General features: G+C 34.2%; 18 protein-coding genes. 4 read left to right on the forward strand and 14 right to left on the reverse strand.

What is annotated here, in order from left to right:
• Positions 1–2 precede the first annotated feature (2 nt).
• A complete protein-coding gene (locus K7G79_RS11930) occupies positions 3–1,010 on the reverse strand; it encodes a glycosyltransferase (protein WP_223551816.1) in 1,008 nt (335 codons plus the stop codon).
• Positions 1,011–1,096: 86 nt separating this feature from the next.
• Between K7G79_RS11930 and K7G79_RS11935 the strand changes: the two genes are divergently transcribed.
• Complete coding sequence (locus tag K7G79_RS11935; protein WP_223551817.1) at positions 1,097–2,989, forward strand: peptidase M61; 1,893 nt, start codon at positions 1,097–1,099, stop codon at positions 2,987–2,989.
• 151 nt (positions 2,990–3,140) lie between these two features.
• On the opposite strand, the gene K7G79_RS11940 is transcribed toward K7G79_RS11935, so the two are convergent.
• From K7G79_RS11940 to K7G79_RS11965, 6 genes are all read right to left on the reverse strand, one after another.
• The gene (locus K7G79_RS11940) at positions 3,141–4,598 is read right to left on the reverse strand and encodes a choice-of-anchor tandem repeat GloVer-containing protein (protein ID WP_223551818.1); all 1,458 of its coding nucleotides are present in this window, start codon (positions 4,596–4,598) and stop codon (positions 3,141–3,143) included.
• A gap of 190 nt (positions 4,599–4,788) precedes the next feature.
• Entirely contained in the window at positions 4,789–5,346 is a 558-nt protein-coding gene (locus K7G79_RS11945) for a hypothetical protein (protein WP_223551819.1), read from the reverse strand.
• A 54-nt stretch (positions 5,347–5,400) separates the two neighbouring features.
• Positions 5,401–6,885 (reverse strand): S10 family peptidase, encoded by a 1,485-nt coding sequence (locus K7G79_RS11950; protein WP_223551820.1) that lies wholly within the window; start codon positions 6,883–6,885, stop codon positions 5,401–5,403.
• A gap of 84 nt (positions 6,886–6,969) precedes the next feature.
• Complete coding sequence (locus K7G79_RS11955) at positions 6,970–7,734, reverse strand: TIGR02757 family protein (protein ID WP_223551821.1); 765 nt, start codon at positions 7,732–7,734, stop codon at positions 6,970–6,972.
• On the reverse strand, positions 7,721–8,227 hold the full coding sequence (locus K7G79_RS11960) for a GNAT family N-acetyltransferase (RefSeq protein WP_223551822.1): 507 nt from the start codon (positions 8,225–8,227) through the stop codon (positions 7,721–7,723). Before K7G79_RS11960 ends, K7G79_RS11955 begins: the two co-directional genes overlap by 14 nt.
• A 3-nt stretch (positions 8,228–8,230) precedes the next feature.
• On the reverse strand, positions 8,231–8,890 hold the full coding sequence (locus K7G79_RS11965) for an ABC transporter ATP-binding protein (RefSeq protein WP_223551823.1): 660 nt from the start codon (positions 8,888–8,890) through the stop codon (positions 8,231–8,233).
• A gap of 148 nt (positions 8,891–9,038) precedes the next feature.
• Here K7G79_RS11965 and folE point away from each other — a divergent pair, with 148 nt between their 5' ends.
• Both folE and K7G79_RS11975 read left to right on the forward strand, forming a co-directional pair.
• On the forward strand, positions 9,039–9,626 hold the full coding sequence (gene folE, locus K7G79_RS11970) for a GTP cyclohydrolase I FolE (RefSeq protein WP_223551824.1): 588 nt from the start codon (positions 9,039–9,041) through the stop codon (positions 9,624–9,626).
• Positions 9,627–9,654: 28 nt separating this feature from the next.
• Complete coding sequence (locus tag K7G79_RS11975; RefSeq protein WP_223551825.1) at positions 9,655–9,951, forward strand: hypothetical protein; 297 nt, start codon at positions 9,655–9,657, stop codon at positions 9,949–9,951.
• Between the two features lie 110 nt (positions 9,952–10,061).
• Here K7G79_RS11975 and K7G79_RS11980 read toward each other — a convergent pair whose 3' ends face one another.
• The 6 genes from K7G79_RS11980 to K7G79_RS12005 all read right to left on the reverse strand — a co-directional run bounded on the left by K7G79_RS11980 (position 10,062) and on the right by K7G79_RS12005 (position 17,331).
• The gene (locus K7G79_RS11980) at positions 10,062–12,329 is read right to left on the reverse strand and encodes a TonB-dependent receptor (RefSeq protein WP_223551826.1); all 2,268 of its coding nucleotides are present in this window, start codon (positions 12,327–12,329) and stop codon (positions 10,062–10,064) included.
• Positions 12,330–12,726: 397 nt separating this feature from the next.
• On the reverse strand, positions 12,727–13,221 hold the full coding sequence (locus tag K7G79_RS11985) for a DUF6787 family protein (protein ID WP_223551827.1): 495 nt from the start codon (positions 13,219–13,221) through the stop codon (positions 12,727–12,729).
• Between the two features lie 38 nt (positions 13,222–13,259).
• On the reverse strand, positions 13,260–13,703 hold the full coding sequence (locus tag K7G79_RS11990; protein ID WP_223551828.1) for a DUF6146 family protein: 444 nt from the start codon (positions 13,701–13,703) through the stop codon (positions 13,260–13,262).
• 235 nt (positions 13,704–13,938) lie between these two features.
• A complete protein-coding gene (locus K7G79_RS11995) occupies positions 13,939–14,889 on the reverse strand; it encodes a D-2-hydroxyacid dehydrogenase (RefSeq protein ID WP_223551829.1) in 951 nt (316 codons plus the stop codon).
• A gap of 140 nt (positions 14,890–15,029) precedes the next feature.
• On the reverse strand, positions 15,030–16,094 hold the full coding sequence (gene serC / locus K7G79_RS12000) for a 3-phosphoserine/phosphohydroxythreonine transaminase (protein WP_223551830.1): 1,065 nt from the start codon (positions 16,092–16,094) through the stop codon (positions 15,030–15,032).
• Between the two features lie 178 nt (positions 16,095–16,272).
• Positions 16,273–17,331 carry an acyl-CoA reductase gene (locus tag K7G79_RS12005; protein ID WP_223551831.1) on the reverse strand — a complete coding sequence of 353 codons (1,059 nt, stop codon included), beginning with the start codon at positions 17,329–17,331 and terminating at the stop codon, positions 16,273–16,275.
• A gap of 67 nt (positions 17,332–17,398) precedes the next feature.
• Between K7G79_RS12005 and K7G79_RS12010 the strand changes: the two genes are divergently transcribed.
• Positions 17,399–17,752, forward strand: coding sequence for a 4Fe-4S dicluster domain-containing protein (locus tag K7G79_RS12010; protein WP_223551832.1), 354 nt, complete (start codon positions 17,399–17,401; stop codon positions 17,750–17,752).
• A gap of 142 nt (positions 17,753–17,894) precedes the next feature.
• Here K7G79_RS12010 and K7G79_RS12015 read toward each other — a convergent pair whose 3' ends face one another.
• The gene (locus tag K7G79_RS12015; protein ID WP_223551833.1) at positions 17,895–19,799 is read right to left on the reverse strand and encodes a T9SS type A sorting domain-containing protein; all 1,905 of its coding nucleotides are present in this window, start codon (positions 19,797–19,799) and stop codon (positions 17,895–17,897) included.
• Positions 19,800–20,237: the final 438 nt, after the last annotated feature.

Consider the following 20,237-nt stretch of genomic DNA (forward strand, 5'->3'; position numbering starts at 1 on the left):
AATCAGCAAAAGAATACATAATCCTCAACAGGTTTTAAACCTAGCTCATTAAAATATTGTCTAATTTCTTTCTGTGCTTTTTTATTGGCAACCGTAATAATGCTTTGTGAATTTTTAATTTGTTTTAATTTATCAAATGGCTGCATGGGTTTGCCATAAATAGATTTCCCTATTTTGTTGGGGTTGTTACAGATCCATTCAAAAGGAATTCCATTTTTTAAAAGTATTTTGGCGGCTATTTTGCCTTTATTGCCTGCGCCCCAAATCACTAAAGTTTTCTTGGGGTTATAATCAATATCAATAAAGTGCTTTGTTTTTAAAGTTGTAAAATGGTTATATGCGTAATGGATGTGGGTTCTTGAAGTTCGGGTACTGTAGTCACGCCAATAATGTAATATTTGGTTGCACGGAATGCATTTATAACCATGTTTGTAAAACCGAAAAGTTAAATCGTAATCTTCAGGATAAATATTAGGATTAAAGGCATTGCAAGCTATTAAATCACTTTTATAAACCATCCAACAAGGAGACGGAATAACACATTCTTTGTAGATTTCGGTATAATTGCTACCAGTTTGAATTAAATTATTTAGCCATTTCTCATAGTTTTTATATCCTGGTCCAACGCCATTCTTACTAAAATACTTAACCTGTCCTACAGCGACATGTTTCTGGCCATATTCCAAAAGCAATTTGGTTAAGACTTCCAATTTGTGATTTGGCATGATATCATCACTGTCCATACGAGTTATAAAAGTCCCTTTTGTATGTTTAAATGCAAGTTGCAGCGCTTTAATTATACCTTCTCCATTATTTCTTAACAGTTTTATTCTTTCATCTTTTTTAGCATATTGTTCAACGACCTTAAAACTATTATCTATTGACCCATCGTCAACAATTAATACTTCCCAATGTATATAGGTCTGGTTTATTATTGATTCTATGCATTCTGGAAGAAAAGATTCAGTATTTTTAAACGGTATTAAGACGCTTACTAATGGATGTGACATATGCGAATTTAACATAACCTTATGAAAATAGGGAGTAACATAATGGTATTTTTAGCGTCACTTAAAAAATATTTAATAAAATTAATATGAATACTAGATTTTTAAGCCTTGTTATTGTTGGTATGGTCTTTATTGGCTGTGGAGGAACTAAAAATATAGCTAACGATTTAGCTATTAACACACCAATTGTTTCTGCAATACATTTAGATAAAGTAGTAGATGATAAAGTGCCAGTAAGCATTAATCCAGGACGTTTTACCAAAGAAACAGTAGTTTACAGATTGCCAAAAGTTATACAAGGAACTTATGCCATAGGTAATTATGGAAAGTATGTTGATGCTTTTAAGGCTTTCGATTATAATGGTAATGAAATGCAGGTTGAAAAAATAGATACGAATTCATGGTCTATTAATGATGCCAAAAAATTGGATAAGATTACCTATTGGGTTAACGATACTTATGATATTGAGGAACAAGGCGGTATAGGTAAGGACACCCCTTTTTCACCAGCAGGGACAAATATTGAACCAGAAAACTATGTATTAAACCTACATGGTTTTATTGGCTATTTTGATGTATTAAAAAATAACCAGTATAAATTGGATGTTACAGCACCCAAAGGGTTTGTACGTACCTCTGCTTTACAAAATACGGGGGCGATAGCCAATGAAGATGGTAGGTTTGAAACAAGTTCGTATATAGCAAACCGCTATTTCGAAATTACCGATAACCCCATGATGTATGGTAACTTGGATGTTGAAGAGTTTCAGGTAGGTGATATAAAGATTGTTCTAAGTGTCTATTCACCAAATAAGGTGCATTCGGCAAAGTCGCTTAAGGAAACCATGTTTAAGATGATGCAGGCACAAAAAGCGTATTTGGGAGACATTAACAGTACGTCTCGATACGACATTTATTTGTATTTATCAGAGGGTAAGGAAGATTCTCCAAAAGGTTTTGGAGCATTAGAACACCATACCTCCACAGTGGTGGTTATGCCAGAAAACATACCAGAAGAAGCTTTGGAAAGCAGTATGATTGATGTGGTTTCGCATGAGTTTTTTCATATTGTTACACCTTTAAGTGTGCATTCTGAAGATGTACATTACTTTGATTATAACGATCCTACCTTTTCTAAGCATTTGTGGATGTACGAAGGTGTTACCGAGTATTTTGCGACCCTGTTCCAAGTCAATCAAGGCTTGGTTGAAACAGATGAGTTTTACAATAAGATTATTGGAAAGATACAAGCTTCCATGCAAATGAATGATGCCATGAGCTTTACCATTATGAGTGAAAACGTGTTGAAACAACCTTATAAAGACCAATATTTAAATGTTTACCAAAAAGGAGCCTTAATAGGTATGTGCATTGATATTTTAATGCGTGAGGAAAGTCATGGTAATCGTGGTATTTTATCCTTAATGAAGGAACTGTCCAATAAATATGGGAAAAACAAACCTTTTGAAGATGATAAACTTATAGATGAAATCGTGGCTATGACCTATCCTTCGATAGGTGAATTTTTCAACGATCACGTTATTGGTGATATTCCTATAGATTATAATACTTTTTTCGAAAAGGTTGGTTTGGAAGTTGGTGAAACACAAATTGAGGCCAATTACATTTTAATGAACGGAATGCCTATTGTAAGTGGTAATCCCCAAGACGGCACCATATTTTTTACTGAATTGGCTTTAGAAAATAGTTTTTGGGCAGAGCAAGGTGTACAAGTTAATGATGTTATAAAATCTATTGATGGTAAGGAACTAACCCTGAAAAATGCCAATGAGTTATTGCAAGAAGTCTATATGTGGGAGCCAGGTAAAGACATTGAGGTTAAGTTAGAGCGTAACGGTGAAGAAGTTGTTATTAAAACCACCACTACCCAAGGCTATACTATGGGTGAAGGTTTGATTGAAAAAGCGGATGCTACCGATGTTCAAAAGAGCTTACGTAAGGCTTGGTTAAAAGGGTAAAACGAGTCACTTAATAAAAGTAAAGCCTGTTGATATCTACTTTCAACAGGCTTTTTTTCGTTGAATGATATTTTACTGACACTTTACGGGATAATATCTAAATTAGCTTAAAATCACTTAGTTTTTAATCGCATTCTTTGTTGAAATTTATTTATTCTTTTACAATTTTTCTAGTTATGTTTCCGAAGTTTGTTTGTACAGAAAGTAAATAAATACCAGAAGACAAGAAAGATGTATTAATAACATTTTTGTTTTCCTTAGAATTATCGATAAACAATTCTGCTCCTTTTAAATCTAAAATTTTAATAGTTTCAATTTGATTTGAATCTTCAACGGTTATATTAATCACATCTTTCATTGGGTTAGGGTAAATTTTAATACTATTGTTTAATAAAGATGATTTATCAATACTTAAAGAAGAAAAATCGACTATAGCGAGCTCATTATGTTTTGGTTTAGTTCCATTAGCTGTACCAAACGTATGTCTTTCTGTTACACTAGTGTTTAGCGGATTAAGTTCAATTAGGCTACCGGTGTTTATTGGTCCACCATTGCACGTTACATAAAGCCTCCCATTAGAAGACTCAACAAAGGTGCCTTGTGGCTGGGCTCCCTCTAAATCTAAAGTGTAGATGAAATTTAAGGTGTTGTTACTGATATCTATTGTATAAATGGTTCCTGAGTTTACATCTTGAACGTCCTCTTGAGTTGTAGAGCCATAAAGTAATCCGTTTTTTTCAATAAAACCACCTTCTGGATACCATCCTTCATCTTGAATACCCGAAGAAAAATTGTATAAATTCTGAAATCCACTACCATCTTTATTAATTTTAAACACACAGCCTGTGCTAGATGTTAATCCCCCTTTTCTTGATGAACCGTATAGTACACCATTGGAAGCTTCAAATAAAGGGTTGTTTTCTGCATCAGCAAATTCTTCAGAACCATTTGGCCCGCTAGAATTGTACAAAACGAATAATTGGTCTTGTGCGACATCATATTTAGTAATTGTTCCAAAGCCATTTGTTCCACCGTTAAATGTTGTTACATAAAGATTACCATCTGAGGCTAGTAATAATTTTGACCTTGGCGTTCCATATGAATGAGTAAAAGTATCTAAAACAGAAAACGTTCCTGTGGTAGGATCGAATGAAGATAGAATACCATCAAAACTACTTAAACCATATCCTTGACTTGCTATATATAGAAGACCGTTTGGGGATAAAGTAGGGCTATTGTTAAAAGTGTTTCCAATTGTTGATTCATCATCTATATATTCAATGACGGTATAAGCATTGGTTAAAGGATCAAATTGAAAAAATGTACCTAAGGCAACAGAAGCTCCTGAATTGACAATTTGCCCACCTTGAGTAGTAAACCCATATAATTTTCCATTATTAGCCAAAGTCATACCGCCATAAGGTGCACCACCAGTAGAATTCGAAAAATCATAAAGTTTTTGAAAATTTTGTCCATTCTTATTTACCCTGTAAATGGTTCCTAATCCATTGGCTCCACCTTCAGATGTAGTGCCATACATATAAATTTGGGCGTTTGTTAGTACGCTAAAAAACAAACAAATAGCTATCCCAAGTAAAAGTTTTTTCATAATTAAGTATATTATTTTCATTTATTAAAAATACTGTTTTTTTTAATTATGAAGTTTTTGGCTATGGTTTTGTTGTTGAAAAAACTGTAGAATTCTTTCCACCGTGTCTGAAAGAGGGCAAATTTGCATTGAATTCCTATTTAGGAATTCAACTGCATAAATTATAGCCATTTTAAGTTAGCAATAGTTTTTAGTCCAAAGCCCAATCAATAATATCCTTATACAATTTAACCATTGGTTCAAGTACTTTCTCTTTATCCTCGAATGACAATGTGTAAAAGGCAGATATCAGGTAGTTTTCATTTTTTACTCCCTCAATTTCGGGTGTGAACAAACTTTTTCTTGCAATAGTTTCTAAATGGTTTTCTATTAGTCTGTTTTCTAAGAACCGTTTTAAGTTTTTATCTTCTGATCTGATTCTTAGTATTTTTTTATTTTTGAAAATAAGCCTCAAAAAATGACTTCTATAATCAATTTTGAAATCACTTATCGTGATACCGTTCTTAAAATAGCAGCTAAATAGTCCTAACTGGGCATCACCAACTTTGTACTCAACGGAAATCATTTGTTCTTTGTAAGGTATTTTCAATAGTAAAGATTTTACTCTTAGATCTTCATTATAATCAGCTCCTGGCATAAAAGTAATTAACTTTGAATAACTAGGCTCATATTCTTTCTTGAGTTCAACCCCTTCTTTCGAAGCTAATCTTTGAAATTGGTCTTCAAATAGGTTAATTTTAATTTCCATTTGCTGAAAATTATTGCGACTTCCTCATGTGTTGACTAAAATAATTCATACCCTTTAATATTTAGCTGGTTTTCCATTGGAGAGAGAGGTTTTAATAAAAGCTCTTAGGTCGTCGTTTGCAGATAACAAATCCTCCTGCCTTAGGTACATCATATGGCCACTTCGGTAACCTTTAAACGTAAAACGGTCTTTCATTTTTCCACTGGGGTCTACTTGCCACATGGTATATTTAGCTGCAAAATAGGTTGTTGCCCCGTCGTAATACCCCGATTGTACAAGCACCTTTAAATAGGGGTTTTGTGCCATAGCCTGTCGTAATTGATCCCTGGTGTTGTCATTGCGTCTATCCCAAGGATGTACATCGCCAAACATATTGTACTTTATATCGGTTTTAAAATTAAGATGTTCCTTTATATAGTAGTTTATGGCTGGGGTAAAAGAGTGCAACCATGAGGTTAATTCTGGACTGTAATCAGGTGAATCACCAGCCTCACGTTTGTCTATACCCAAATATCTGGAATCCAACCGTCCTATGGTTTGTCCTGTTTTATCTTTTAAGAGTTCCTTCCAAAAAAAGGGGGTTGGAACATCTAAATTATTCTGCAAAATGGCAGTTTCACTCAGTCCAGAGTAAAAACCCATTTTTTTGGCCACGTCTTGCTTTTCAGCATCTGAAATAAAACCACCCTTGGCCAAAGCAGGCATAAGCGTTTCTATGGCATAGTTTTCTACTTCGGGTAAAACTTCTAACAAATCTTTTTGTTGTAAGGCATTTGGTAATGCCTTTTGGTACCAGGCTGCTGCCGTAAAATAGGGGAGGTTTAAGGCAGAATAAATCGGTTGGCTGGTACTGTACAATTTATAGTCTGCAGGCGATACCAAAATAACCCCATTTAAGTACATCCATTGGTTATTTTGCAAGGCATTGGCCAATCCCATTACCCGTGTTCCACCGTAGCTTTCTCCAATAATGTATTTAGGGCATGTCCATTTGTTGTTTCTGGAAACAAAAGTATTGATCCATTCGGCTAGGTATTTTATATCGGCATTGATGCCAAAAAAAGTTTCCCTTTCAGGAAGTTTGCCTTCCTTGTTTGGAAGCATTCTGGAATAGCCTGTATTTACAGGATTAACATACAGAATATCTGCAACATCTAAGATAGAATTGGGATTGTCCTTTATGCCATAGGGCTGAATGGGGTAGCCTTCACTATCGATATTCAAAATTTTTGGCCCCGTATATGCTATATGCATCCAAACCGATGCTGATCCAGGACCGCCATTAAAAGAAATTAATAGTGGCCTATTGTCTTTGTTATTAATATTGTTACGTTGGTAATAGGTGTAAAATAAGGTTGCAATAGGATCGTCATTGGAATCCCAAACAGGTTGTGTTCCTGTTGTTGCTGTATATTGAACATCTACTCCCTTTATGGTTGTACTGTGTGATGTTACAACTACTGTATCTATTGGAATTTTTCTACTTTGGGCATTGCTTAAGTAGCATATAAGTAATAGGGAAAGAAATAAATTTCGCATTGTATTAGGTGTAAATTAGTTTAGTAAACTAAAAATATAGCTTTTAGTTATGCACATAAAAGAATTAACATACCTTAACATTTATTAAAACCCTTCAAAAACACCTAAACCAAACAGTGCAAAGTCATATTTAACAGGATCGCTAGGATCTAGCTGTCTTAAATTATTGTCCAGTTCCTTTAAAGCTTTGGCATCATTTTGTTTTCTTTTTAGTAAGCCTAGCTTTCTAGCAACATTACCAGAATGCACATCCAATGGACAGGATAACTGTCTAGGAGACAAGCTTTTCCAAATTCCAAAATCTACTCCATAATTATCCCTTCTCACGAACCATCTGAGCATCATATTGATGCGCTTGGCCGCAGAATTTTTTAGTGGATCGCTAATGTGTTTTTGGGTTCTTGGTAAATGCTCAATTTCAAAAAATACAGATTTAAAATTTGAAATGGCATGTTGTAGCGAATCCTTTTTGGCATTTGTGTTAAAGATACTTTCCAACCCGTTGTGATTTTTATAAATATGCTGTAATGACTTAATAAATTGTTTACAGTCATCTCCATTAAATGTCCTGTGTACAAAGTGAATTAACGTTTCTAAATCCTTTGGTGAATGGTACATCACAAAATCGAAAGGGGCATTATCAAGTAAGTCCATTAGCCGTTTGGCATTGGTAATAATACTTTTACGATTGCCCCAAGCTATAGAAGCGGTTAAAAAACCAGCAATCTCAATATCCTCTTTTTGGGTAAATAGATGCGGAATTTGTATAGGGTCACTCTCAATAAACTTTGGATTATTGTATTGCCTTACTTTAGTGTCTAGAAAGTCTTTTAATTCATTTTTTGTCATTTTGCTGGGTGTAAATCATGGCTTCGTGCAGCCCATCAACTTGTTCTATATGGGAATATTGAAAACCTAACTTTTCTAGCACCTTTTGTGAAGCAAGGTTAGCTTTCATGGTTCTTCCAATTATTTCCGTATAATTTAATTTGGAAAACCCATAATCAATACAAGCTTTTGCGGCTTCGGCAGCATAACCTAAATTCCAATATGATTCTAAAAGCCTAAATCCTAAATCGATAAAGTGTTTATTATGATTTTTCAGCCCACACCAACCAATAGCTTTGTTGGATTGTTTTTCAATCATAATCCATCTACCAACACCAAATTTGCTATAGTCCGTATAATTTTTAATGAAATTTTTTGCCTCATCTAATGAGGCAAAAGGAACATCGCCTGTATATTTTAAAACTTTAGGGTTTTGATTAAGCTCGAATAAAAACGCAGCATCACTAAGTTGAAATTCTCTTAAAAATAGCCTTTTGGTTTCAAGAATAAACATGAATTAAACAAAGTTACCATCTACCATCACTAATTTTCTATCGGCCATGTTTGCCAGTTCTTCATTATGGGTCACAATAACAAAGGTCTGTCCAAATTCTTCTCGAAGTTTAAAAAAAAGGTGGTGTAGATTTTCTGCAGATTCACTATCCAAATTACCTGAAGGTTCATCGGCAAAAATTAAATCGGGATTATTAATTAAGGCTCGAGCTACGGCCACACGTTGCTGTTCGCCACCAGATAGTTCATTTGGTTTGTGGTCGTAACGCTCTTCAAGGCCCAGAAAATTCAATAGTTCTTTGGCACGTTTTTCAGCTTCTATTTTTTTTGTGCCTTTTATAAAGGCTGGGAGGCAAACATTTTCTAAAGCGGTAAACTCGGGTAATAATTGATGAAATTGAAAAATAAACCCAATATGTTCGTTCCTAAACTTTGCCAGTTTTTTATCACTAAGCGATTTAATTTCAGTGGCATTGATTTCAAGATTGTAATCTTCATTTTTTGAAGCTTTATCCAAGGTACCTAAAATTTGTAATAATGTTGTTTTACCAGCACCAGAAGGCCCAACAATTGACACAATTTCCCCTTTGTTAACCATTAGGTTAACACCTTTTAGTACATGTAAGCTGTCAAAATATTTATGGATGTTTGTTGCCTTTATCATAAATCTTTTAAATAAAGGGTGAATTTAATATTTTAACTTGTCTTGAACAATGTTGTGTATATATCTTTTAAAAAATATCTTGTTTAGGAACTATTTGAACAATAAAAGCAAAGAAATGTTTATATTGAGAGCTAGAAAAAAGAAAGTTATGCCGTATAAGAAATTTGAAGAATACAATATGCAGGTCACTGATGATGTAAAGAACCGCTATAAAAGTATTATAGAAGACTTGGGCGAGAATGTTAAACGTGATGGGCTTTTAAAAACACCCGAGCGAGCAGCAAAAGCCATGCAGTTTTTAACACAAGGGTATCACCAAGACCCTATTGAAATTCTTAAAAGTGCCATGTTTAAAGAGTCTTACAATGAAATGGTTATTGTTAAGGATATTGAATTATATTCCCTATGCGAACATCATATGTTGCCTTTTTTTGGAAAAGTGCACATCGCTTATATCCCAAACGGGCATATTGTAGGCTTAAGCAAGTTGCCCAGAATTGTTGATGTTTTTGCAAGGCGATTGCAAGTACAGGAACGATTAACGGAACAGATATTGGATTGTATAAATGACACCCTAAAACCCCAAGGCGTAGCTGTAGTTATTGAAGCCTCACACATGTGTATGATGATGCGGGGTGTTCAAAAACAAAATTCAATAACTACAACTTCAGGATTTAGAGGGCAATTTGAAAAGATAGAAACTCGTAATGAATTTTTAAAACTTATAGGCAAATAGGGTTTTAGAATATTTCTAGCATAATATTATGAACAAATATAAAATATTAGTATTGAGCATTTTATGTGACGCCATGGGATACATCTCTTTTGTTATACCTGGCATAGGAGAGTTCTCCGATATTGTTTGGGCACCCCTTTCAGGTTGGATAATGACCAAACTTTATAAAGGAAAACCAGGTAAAATTGCTGGAGTAATTACGTTTATAGAAGAAGCCTTGCCTGGGTTTGATGTGATACCAACATTTACATTAATGTGGTTATATACATATGTTTTTATAGACCAAAAAGCAATAAGGAGGCCGATTGAAATAATTAAAAAATAATATTATCCCCAAAATGTCGTATCGAGCTTATCGAACTGTTGTTTTGGGATCTCAAAATTTTATTTTTCAGGATTAAGAATTAATTAATTTCTAATCAACCTCCCTAAAAGTTATAGTCTATAGGTTATACCTAAACTAAAATTTCTGCCCATATTAAAAAGACCATCGGATTTTAATCGGGACAAATGATGAATGTAACTTTTATTAGTTAAATTCGTCCCAGATAGCATAATCTCCATATTGTTTTTAAATACCGTAATCGTTCCTCCCAATCCTGCGCTTAATAGACCATAAGCAGCTGTAGGGGTTTCAAAATCACTTACTTTATTTTGACTAAATGTGAATTTGTGTTTTATAAATACATACCCGGTATTCAGCCATGTATTGTCAAATTCAGCCCGAAGTATATTGCTTAACGAATTTGCAGGAATTAAGGGTAAATAACGATTGTTGTTTTGCTTTCCGGTAACAGTTTCAAAACTGCTTTCAAAATGGAGCCAATCCAACGGGTGGGGGTGTAGGTGAAAACCAATCTCGCCACCATACAATTTGGCATTGTCCTGCAGATATACAAAAACGGGGTCTTCGTCAATAACATTCCCATTGGGCGATAAAAAAATATAATCACTTATCGTGTTGTGAAATCCATTGGCAAAAAGTTCTAGGTGGTCACTTTTGTATTCCAGTGCGACATCTATTTGAACATTTTTTTCGCTTTTAAGGTTTTCGTTACCAATCTCATAACGGTTTGTGCCTTCGTGAGTACCATTGGATGTTAGTTCGGCTAAATTAGGGGCCCTAAAGCCAGTGGCTAAATTAACTCTTGCAATTAGGTTATCCATTATATTAGTTTTGGCACCCAAAGCGCCATTAAAACTGTTAAAGCTTTTTGAAATACCAGAATCGACATTTATCTTCCTGTTATCTAGTCTAGCCCCCAATTGAATGTCTATTTTATCAAAATGGATATGGGATGTTACAAGAACACCAATATCATTGGTTGTTGCATTAGGTATTAATGTTTCTTCACCGTAGTTGGTGTTGCTTTGTGTCATACCTTGAAGTCCAATAATGGTTTCAAACTTACCAAGTTCCGGTAAATGGTATTTTACATCGTAGTTTAAGGTTTTTAATTTCATATGTAAGGCTGCTTCTAGAAGCTCATTCTCCATGTGTTCACCTTCATGCTCTTCATCTTCATGCTCTTCATCTTCATGATCTTCATCTTCGTGTTCTTCGTGTTCTTCGTCATGGTGGTGCTCTTCTTCAAATTCCTTTCTATCATTGTATAACAATCCAAAATTGATATCTATTTTCGAGTCATTCAAAAAAATAGTCGATTTTGAACTTAATACATGATTTACAATTCCTTGATAGGGCAGTAGTGGCGTTCTAAGTTTCGATTGTTCTCCTAGATCTTCTGGAATACCTAATTTCGATTCGTTTGCATTGTATCGCAACTCACTTTTAAAGTTGGTAGTTTGATATCCCAAGCCAACTTTAATGTCTGTTTCCCTAAAGCGCGTGTTGGTTACACGATAACTCGCTGTTTTATAGTCGGTATGTTCAGTCACACCGCCCCGAAATATAAATTTGAAATGTTCACCAGATTGTTTTATACCTGCATTGGTAGTGTAACCAAGAGTATTGCTAAAATAATTCACCGCTCCGTCAGCTTCTGTAGTATGGGCTTGTGCAAATTTTTCAGGATTGATATAGAGCACGCCACCCAAGGCATCACTACCATAAAGTAAGGAAGCTGGGCCTTTAATAATCTCGACACTTTCATTTCCGTAGCCACTTAGCCCTAAACCATGTTCGCTGCCAAATTGTTGGTTTTCCAAACGGACACCTTGATTATATACTAAAACTCTATTACTGCTAAGTCCCCTTATTACAGGTTTTCCTATGCTTAAACCAGTTGTAACACTTTCCACCCCAGCAATATTCGAAATACCGCTAGACAAATTTATGGAACCTTGCTTTTTTAGGTCGTTTACACTTTGTTGTTCCACCTTCATTACATTTTCACTCTGTAATTTATGAAAAGGGGTAGATATAATGATGCCTTCCATTTCTATGGCTGAATGCATTAACTCAATATTTAAAACAGCATCGTATGGAAATTTAAGATTAAGTGACTGGGTTTCGTATCCTATAAATGAGATTATTACTTTATGGGTTCCGTTAGGTATGTTTTTAAGTTCAAAAAAGCCTTCGGCATCGCTTGAGCTTCCTTTTTCCAACTGTGGAAAATAAATATTCGCGGCTTCTATGGATTGTTTTGTGTGAGCATCTACAATATGTCCGGTAATATGGTTTTGTGCTTTTAAGGAAAACCATACCAGACATAGTAAAATGGATACTATGTTTTTCATTACTATAAAATTTTAAATTAATTTAATTAAAAAGTTTTGGAGCAGTGTCCAATAAGTTTTTATGTTAAATTAATTTGTGGAGGTCCTCGAAGTGAAAAGTGAAGTTGTTGAAAATCACTTAAAAAAATATAGTTTAATACAATTAAGTGTAGAGTTTGCTTTTCGCAAAAAAGATTTGCTTCAAATGAAGAAGTTGTAAAGTTTTTGCTGAGATGGAATTTTAAAAAGACACAGTCTAAATCTACTTGATGAATATGGGTAGACGTTTCGTCATTACATACCTTATGGGTATGATGGTTGAATATGTGTATAAATTTAACCGCTGTTGGGGTTAAAAATATAACTATAATAAATACGGTTAATAGCTTAAATGCAATATGTTGCCTTAAATTATGCATTAATCAACCAATCGTTTAAAACCAATTCTACGAAGCATTTTCTTTTCAAAATTCCAGAAAAATTGATACTGTCCAAATAACCAACCAATCAAGACCAATAAAACTTGATAAAAAATAAAGCCTATTAAAATATATAATGTCCAATAGGCAAAAGCTGGTAAATTCTCTTTAGTAATACCTAGTAACTTAATTATTGGTCTTCCTACATAAACAGAAGAAGACCCAGTAATGGCGAATACAAAGAAAATATTTATGAGTTCCCATCTGTAGTTTACTTTCCACTTTTTTTGAAGTCTATCGAAAAGCTTTAAAACAATTTTTAACAATATAAAAAAGAAGAAGAGGCTTAAAAGAATAACAAATCCAATATGTTGATCTTTTATGAGCAGCAAGGATAATTTATAGGAAGAATATCCTAAACCAACTATTCCCAACAGCAGGAAAACAAATTGCCAATTTTTATTTATGTCCCAACGACTTTTTAATTTTTCCACATTATAAAATTAGAAGAGCAAAAATATGAAAAACAGATTTAAATTCTAGGGACAAATGGACCTAATCGTTGTTTGTAAGTCAATTGAAAATAAATAAAATAGTTATATAATTTGTAATTTACTTCATAGCCATAATCAATATTAGGACTATAATCTATTTGCAGTTCATAAAGATTGGGATTATACCGTTGTGGTTGAAGCACTCTTTGGTTCCATTCTGTGACATATAGGTGATTTCTGTTTTCCAAAAAACTTTTAGAATAGTAGCCTTCTGGCCTTGCCATACTCATTAACCAAGCATTGAATCCAGGTTCTATTATTATAATTTCATATTCCAATTCATCATTGGTTATGGTAACTGTATCACTGGTAGGCTTTAACAAATCCTGTTCAGTCAAATTGTTGTTGGAAGATACAGGCTTTGCTGTATTGCAGCCAATGATTAATCCAAGGGTAAATAAAAGTAGAATTGAATTTTTCATATTTCTATTTTTTACAGGAACAAAATAAAATTAATTTACAGATTGTAGAAATTCGATTAAGTGAGTTGTCTCTGTAATGGATTGAACTATACTTTAGTATAGTAGTTTCATACAACATAAATTTACAAAAATTGTACCTTATAAACTTATTTTTAAAGGGCTTTTAACAAAAAGCCCTAACATTTACAGTTAGGGCAATCTTATAACCAAGATGGTTATTTATGGTATTTATTTGTTAACCTAATATGCTTACAATTTGCGAAGCCAGTTCGGTACCAATACGGTCTTGAGCTTCATTGGTTGCAGCACCTGTATGTGGTGTTAACGATAATGAAGCGTTCATTAGCAATTGAATTTCAGGTTTTGGTTCTTTTTCAAACACATCCAGAGCTGCACCTGCAACTTTACCGCTTTCTATAGCTTTAACCAGAGCCACCTCATTAACTACACCACCACGTGCCGCATTAGCCAGGATAACACCATCTTTCATGATGTTAAATTCGGCTTCGTCAATCACATAGTCCTTTTGAGATGGTACGTGAAGTGTAATGAAGTCCGCTTGCTTTAATACCTCTTCTTTAGTGATGGTTTCAATTTCAAAGTTTACCTTTTGTCCGTCAAAGAATTCTAATTCTAAATTAGCCTTTTCTAAAAACGGATCGAAGGCAATAACTTTCATTCCTGCACCAAGCGCTACTTTGGCAGTGGCTTGACCTATACGCCCAAAACCTAAAACACCCAGTGTTTTTCCTTTTAGTTCTACCCCTTTGGCGTAGGCTTTCTTTAAACCTTTAAAATTGGTATCACCCTCTAAAGGCATATCTCTGTTTGAATTATGTAAAAAACGGGCCAAACCATAAAAATGACCAAAAACCAATTCGGCAACAGAATGCGAAGATGCCGCTGGGGTATTGATTACATGTATGCCTTTTTCACGGGCATATTCTACATCAATATTATCCATACCTACACCACCACGACCAATAATTTTTAAAGTAGGACAAGCATCAATTAGGTCTTTGCGAACTGTTGTTGCACTTCGAACCAATAGAACAGTAATACTATTCTCGTTTATATAATTAGCCAATTGTTCTTGCGCTACAGTAGTAGTAATTACTTCATACCCTGCTTTTACTAGAGCATTGATACCACTTTTGGAAATTCCGTCGTTTGCTAATACTTTCATTTTTTATGTAAAGAGTTAAAGGTTGACAGTTAAAAGTTCGTTAAACGATTAATAGTTCAACCTAAAAATTAAATTTTATTTTTAAAGTTTAAATAAGCAACTAAACACTTTAAACGGAGGTTACTTGTTATAAACTGTTTTTAAGCTTTACTTTCTAATTCACTCATAACTTCTACCAAAGCTTTCACACTATCCAAAGGTAGGGCGTTATACATTGAAGCACGGTATCCGCCAACACTTCTATGGCCATTAAGTCCGTTTATACCTGCATCTTTTAGCATGGTTTCAAAGGTTTCCTTTAAATTTTCGTTCTCTAGGGTAAATGTAGCATTCATGTTAGAACGATCACCCTTGACGGCAAATCCCTTAAATAAAGGGTTTAGGTCGATTTCAGAATAGATTAAACGTGCTTTCTTTTCGTTTTCTTCTTCAATCGCTTTTATGCCTCCCAATTTTTTCAACCATTCTAAAGTTAACATTGAGGTATAAACAGCAAAAACAGGAGGGGTGTTAAACATACTACCACTAGCAATATGTTTTTTGTAATCCATCATGGAAGGAATTTTTCGGGATACTTTGCCCAAAATATCTTCTTTAACAACAACCAAGGTTGTTCCAGCAGGGCCCATATTTTTTTGGGCTCCGGCATATATTAAATCGAATTTTGAAAAATCGAGCGAACGTGAAAAAATATCGCTACTCATATCGCATACCATTGGGATAGGAGAATCTGGAAACGACTTCATTTGTGTTCCAAAAATGGTATTGTTTGAGGTACAGTGAAAATAATCGTAATCCTCTGGAATATCATACCCTTTTGGAATATAGTTATAGTTGGCATCTTTTGAAGAAGCCAACTCATAGATATCATCAAAAATTTTAGCTTCGGCCATAGCTTTATTGGCCCATGTGCCAGAGTTTAAATATCCTGCTCTTTTTTCCAATAAGTTTAAAGCAACCATTAAAAACTGCGTACTGGCACCGCCTTGTAAAAACAAAGCTTTATAACCTTTTCCCTCCAAACCAAGCAATTCTAAAGCTAGAGATCTGGCTTTTTCCATAACATCCACAAATGCTTTGCTACGGTGTGATATTTCTATCAAGGATAACCCACTATTGTCTAATTCTATAATGGCCTGAGATGCTTTTTGTAAAACTTCCTCTGGCAAAATGCATGGCCCTGCACTAAAGTTGTGTTTTTTCATCTGTTTATTTTTATTTTTAAACTTTGTGATGTGCCCCTAAATATTTAAAATACACCATTGCGGAGTACAATTAATGAAAATTTAATTGTTTAGGGTTTCATTGCTTGAGTAAAAATTTTAAGAAACAAATGTCCTAATTTATTGAATAATTTTTGGTAAGAATTCAATAATTTTTTGGTCAAATTGATAATAAAAATTTAATAGAATCGACACTATCTGCATAATCCCAAAGTTTGGGTTTTTGTGTTTGTCCAAATGCTATTTCCTTATCATAAAATCCGTTAGAAACTATACATTGAATTTGCTCTTTATCGGCCTCTAATTTTCCTTTCAATTGTTCAGGATTGTCATAATATTCATAAAATATTGTTGCAATAGGAGATGTGTAACTAGTATCTTCTTTTATCATAAAGAAACCATTTTCCAACATTTCAAATTCGCTCATTAAATATACAGCTTTGTTATAATCGTAGTTGTTTGCGTATTTGGCTTTTTCAATTATAGTGTGCCAGTGGTAAATGGCTTCAAAAAAAGCTTCAAATGAATACCCTTTTGGTACAAATAATTTGGATACATTTCTACAGCCTAAACCGAAGAATCTAAATATATCTTCTGATAGGGCTTTTAATTCTTCTTTTGATTCATTACCAGTAAGCACAGCTATAGAATTTCTATTGTTTCGGATTATAGATGGCTTCCCTTTAAAATAATACTCAAAATAACGCGCCGTATTGTTACTTCCCGTTGCAATTACAGCATCAAATTGCATTACTTTTTCTTCAGTAAACTCTATACATCCTTTAAATTTAGGCTCAACAATTTCCAAATATTTAGCTAAATAAGGCAGTAATTGTTTGTCGTTGGAGGACAATTTTACCAAAACGTTATGCCCAGTAATAAGTACCGATAAAAAATCGTGAAACCCCACCAACGGAATATTTCCCGCCATTATTATAGCAACCTTTTTTGACCTTAGGTTGCTTATATGGTATGGCTCTAACCATTTTTCCAAATTATCTTTAGTAAGTGCCTTAGCCCAAGTGTTTAAGGCAAATTGTATGTTTTCTGGTGTAAACCATCCGTTGTATTCTTCAGCTAATTTTAACTGATGCTTAAACCCATCAAAGAAAAGAGAATTATACTCAACACTTTTTCTTTTTGTTGGAACTTCATTAGAAAATTGGCCTATAAATTGGCCTAATTTTACAAAAGCATCAATTCTTTCTTGTAATTCCATGCTTAATTTGGTTATCAATGGTTTTGGTTTTACTTTTGCCATTGCAAATTTAGAAAGAAAAAACGCTATGGCAATTATAATAACAGACGAATGTATTAATTGTGGGGCTTGCGAACCCGAATGCCCAAATACGGCAATATATGAAGGTGCTGACGACTGGCGCTATAAGGATGGCACAAGTTTAAGTGGTACTGTGGTATTGACTAATGGCAATGAGGTTGAAGCAGATGAACCACAAGAACCTATAAGCGACGAGTTTTATTATATTGTACCCGATAAATGTACAGAATGTAAAGGTTTTCATGATGAACCACAATGTGCTGCAGTTTGTCCAGTAGATTGTTGTGTCCCAGATGACGACAATATAGAAACCGAGGAGGAACTATTAGCGAAACAACGTTTTATGCACCCGGAAGATTAATTAAAAAATAATGAATACTGAAATCCTAAGTGAAAACCTTAGGATTTTTTTATTTAAACATGCCTAATTATATAATAACGTAACAATCGCTTTACTTATAATAGTATCATTCTATAGATTTTACCATAGAGATGGGGAGTGATCAATCCACGATAAATAATTTGGTTATAATATTTTGGTTTATTTTGAATTTTAAAATATAGATGCCGCTGGATAAGGTTGATATATTAAGAGGAATGGTCTCATCTGCATTTACTGTTGTATTATTAATTAAAGTATAAAGTTTAACTCCATTTATATTAAATAATTCCAATAAGACCTTGTTGTTTGAAGCTAAATCAAAAGAAACGTTAACCATATTTTTACTGGGATTAGGATAGATTTTAATGGTTGTATCCATAGTTTGCTTTTTAGTCATATCCAAAGTAGACGTGAAAAACTCAGCTTCTTGCATTACAATTGGTGTAGATTTGCCATGAGCTTCCCAAAGCTCATAAAGCTCTTGCCCTTTGTTATCAGTAACATTTTTATCTCTTAAGAACTCGATATATTCTTTTGAGGAGGTTTGGTATAGTAGTTTAACCACAATACGGTTAGTTGTTTCAGGTACTGTATAAGTTGTTATATCTGAAAAAGCACCATCAGGATAGGAATACCCAATGGGAGCAGCTTGTACTGCTTCAAAATTGGCATTAATGAAACCACGGGGTGGAATTCGGTTATCCTTTACAACAACATTATTCAAAGCAAAGTGAAACGATTCGCCTGCGGTATATGTTCCTGTGCCATTAGCATTTGCAAGTGCAGCCACGGACTCACTCATACCTAACTTGACTTCATAAATTTTGGTACCGGTTTTATCTAATGTACCGGTATCTGAATCGTAAACACCAGATTCATAAATTATGTTGTCATCATTGTCATAGCATTGAACATTAATCCACATGCGCCTGCCCTCTGGATAACCCGATGGTAATTTATGTCCTGTTTCATTAATAATTTCCACATCTAGATTATATCCATTTATTGTTGTTGTAACGTTAAGATTTAAGGTAGCTGCATTTTGGAGCATGTATTGTGCTCTACTGATACCCGCATCAATAGCATCGACATCCACATCTCCAGCATATTTGGCCTTAATGATTAAAGGTACAAAGGTGTTGCCACCTGTTAAGTCATGTATTGCCAAATCATTTCTAGTTGAGGCAAACTGTTTATTACAACCTTTGCCACTGGTTTGTGGCATATGGCAATCAATACAGCTGGAAACATTGGTTTTTGTACCTCCAAATACAGCTGAAGGTATACCTTCAGCTGTATTATAAGCGCTCATTTTCCATTCACTATAAGTACGCTCTACAGGAAACATCTCGTATTTATCAAAGGTTGGTGCAGGAGTATTTGTAGCATTAGGCTGGTATGAGCCATCCGGCGCTTTACTGAACACAGGATTGCTTACATCGTGACATGTAGCACAAATTTCAGAGCTTGAATGAAATGGCGAATATAGAGTAGGGTGATTTGCGTTGGCATCATCATAAGGGCCTCGCCTGGTATTATCATCTGCATCTACTACATACATGCCATTACCATGTTGTATAGGCACTTTTTCAGGAGCTAAGGTATTTATATAGGCCAAATCTTCTGGTCTAGTGCTAAGTGGGTCTACCATTTTATGACAAAAATGGCATTGCACACCCTCTCTATCGGCACTTGTTAGAGCTGAGCCATCAGTAGGAGTGCTTCTACCTTCTAGCCAACCTCTTGGAGTATGACAGCGCATGCACAAGTCTCCAGAAAATAGCGCATCTTGGTTAGCAATGGTTAATGAGGCTTCAAATAAAGGATCGCGCATGCTGTGGGACATCATGCTACCTTGGTAATTAAAAGCTGGTTCTACGTTATTATCATAACCTCCATGACAACTATGGCATTGATTAGGCGAATTGAATGTGCCAGACTCCAAAGGTTGGGATCCTGGCATAAAGAAATCGTCTAAAGTTGTAGGGACATAGGAAAATATCCCACTTCTGTTTATCCAACTCATGAATATAAATAGAAGTATTAATAGTAAACTAAGCTTTATGTAGAGATGTTTCATACTATTTAAGAATTAATGGTTGATCCCTAATTGACGATAAAGATTAAGTATTTTATTGCTTATAAACTATGATATTTGTCAGCTTTAGTTAAAAGTTTATACTATGATTAATGGCTTATAACACTTGAAAAATTTTGACTATTTCCCTTTTTTAGTGCTAATTTTACTAATCATCTTATATAACAAATTAAAACTTGGAGCCATTATAAGTTAGCCTCAATCTTAAAATTGGAATAGTAGTGTTTAAACACACCAACTAATCAACTATCTTTTTGAAGATTTAAATAAATTAATTGAGTTATTAATTTAAAATCCGTATTTTAATGCTTTAAAACATTAAGATATGGAACAATATGAAGGTAAAAATATACTAAACTTTGTAAA

The organism is Aestuariivivens sp. NBU2969 (genome assembly GCF_019931125.1).
Lineage (GTDB): Bacteria > Bacteroidota > Bacteroidia > Flavobacteriales > Flavobacteriaceae > Aestuariivivens > Aestuariivivens marinum.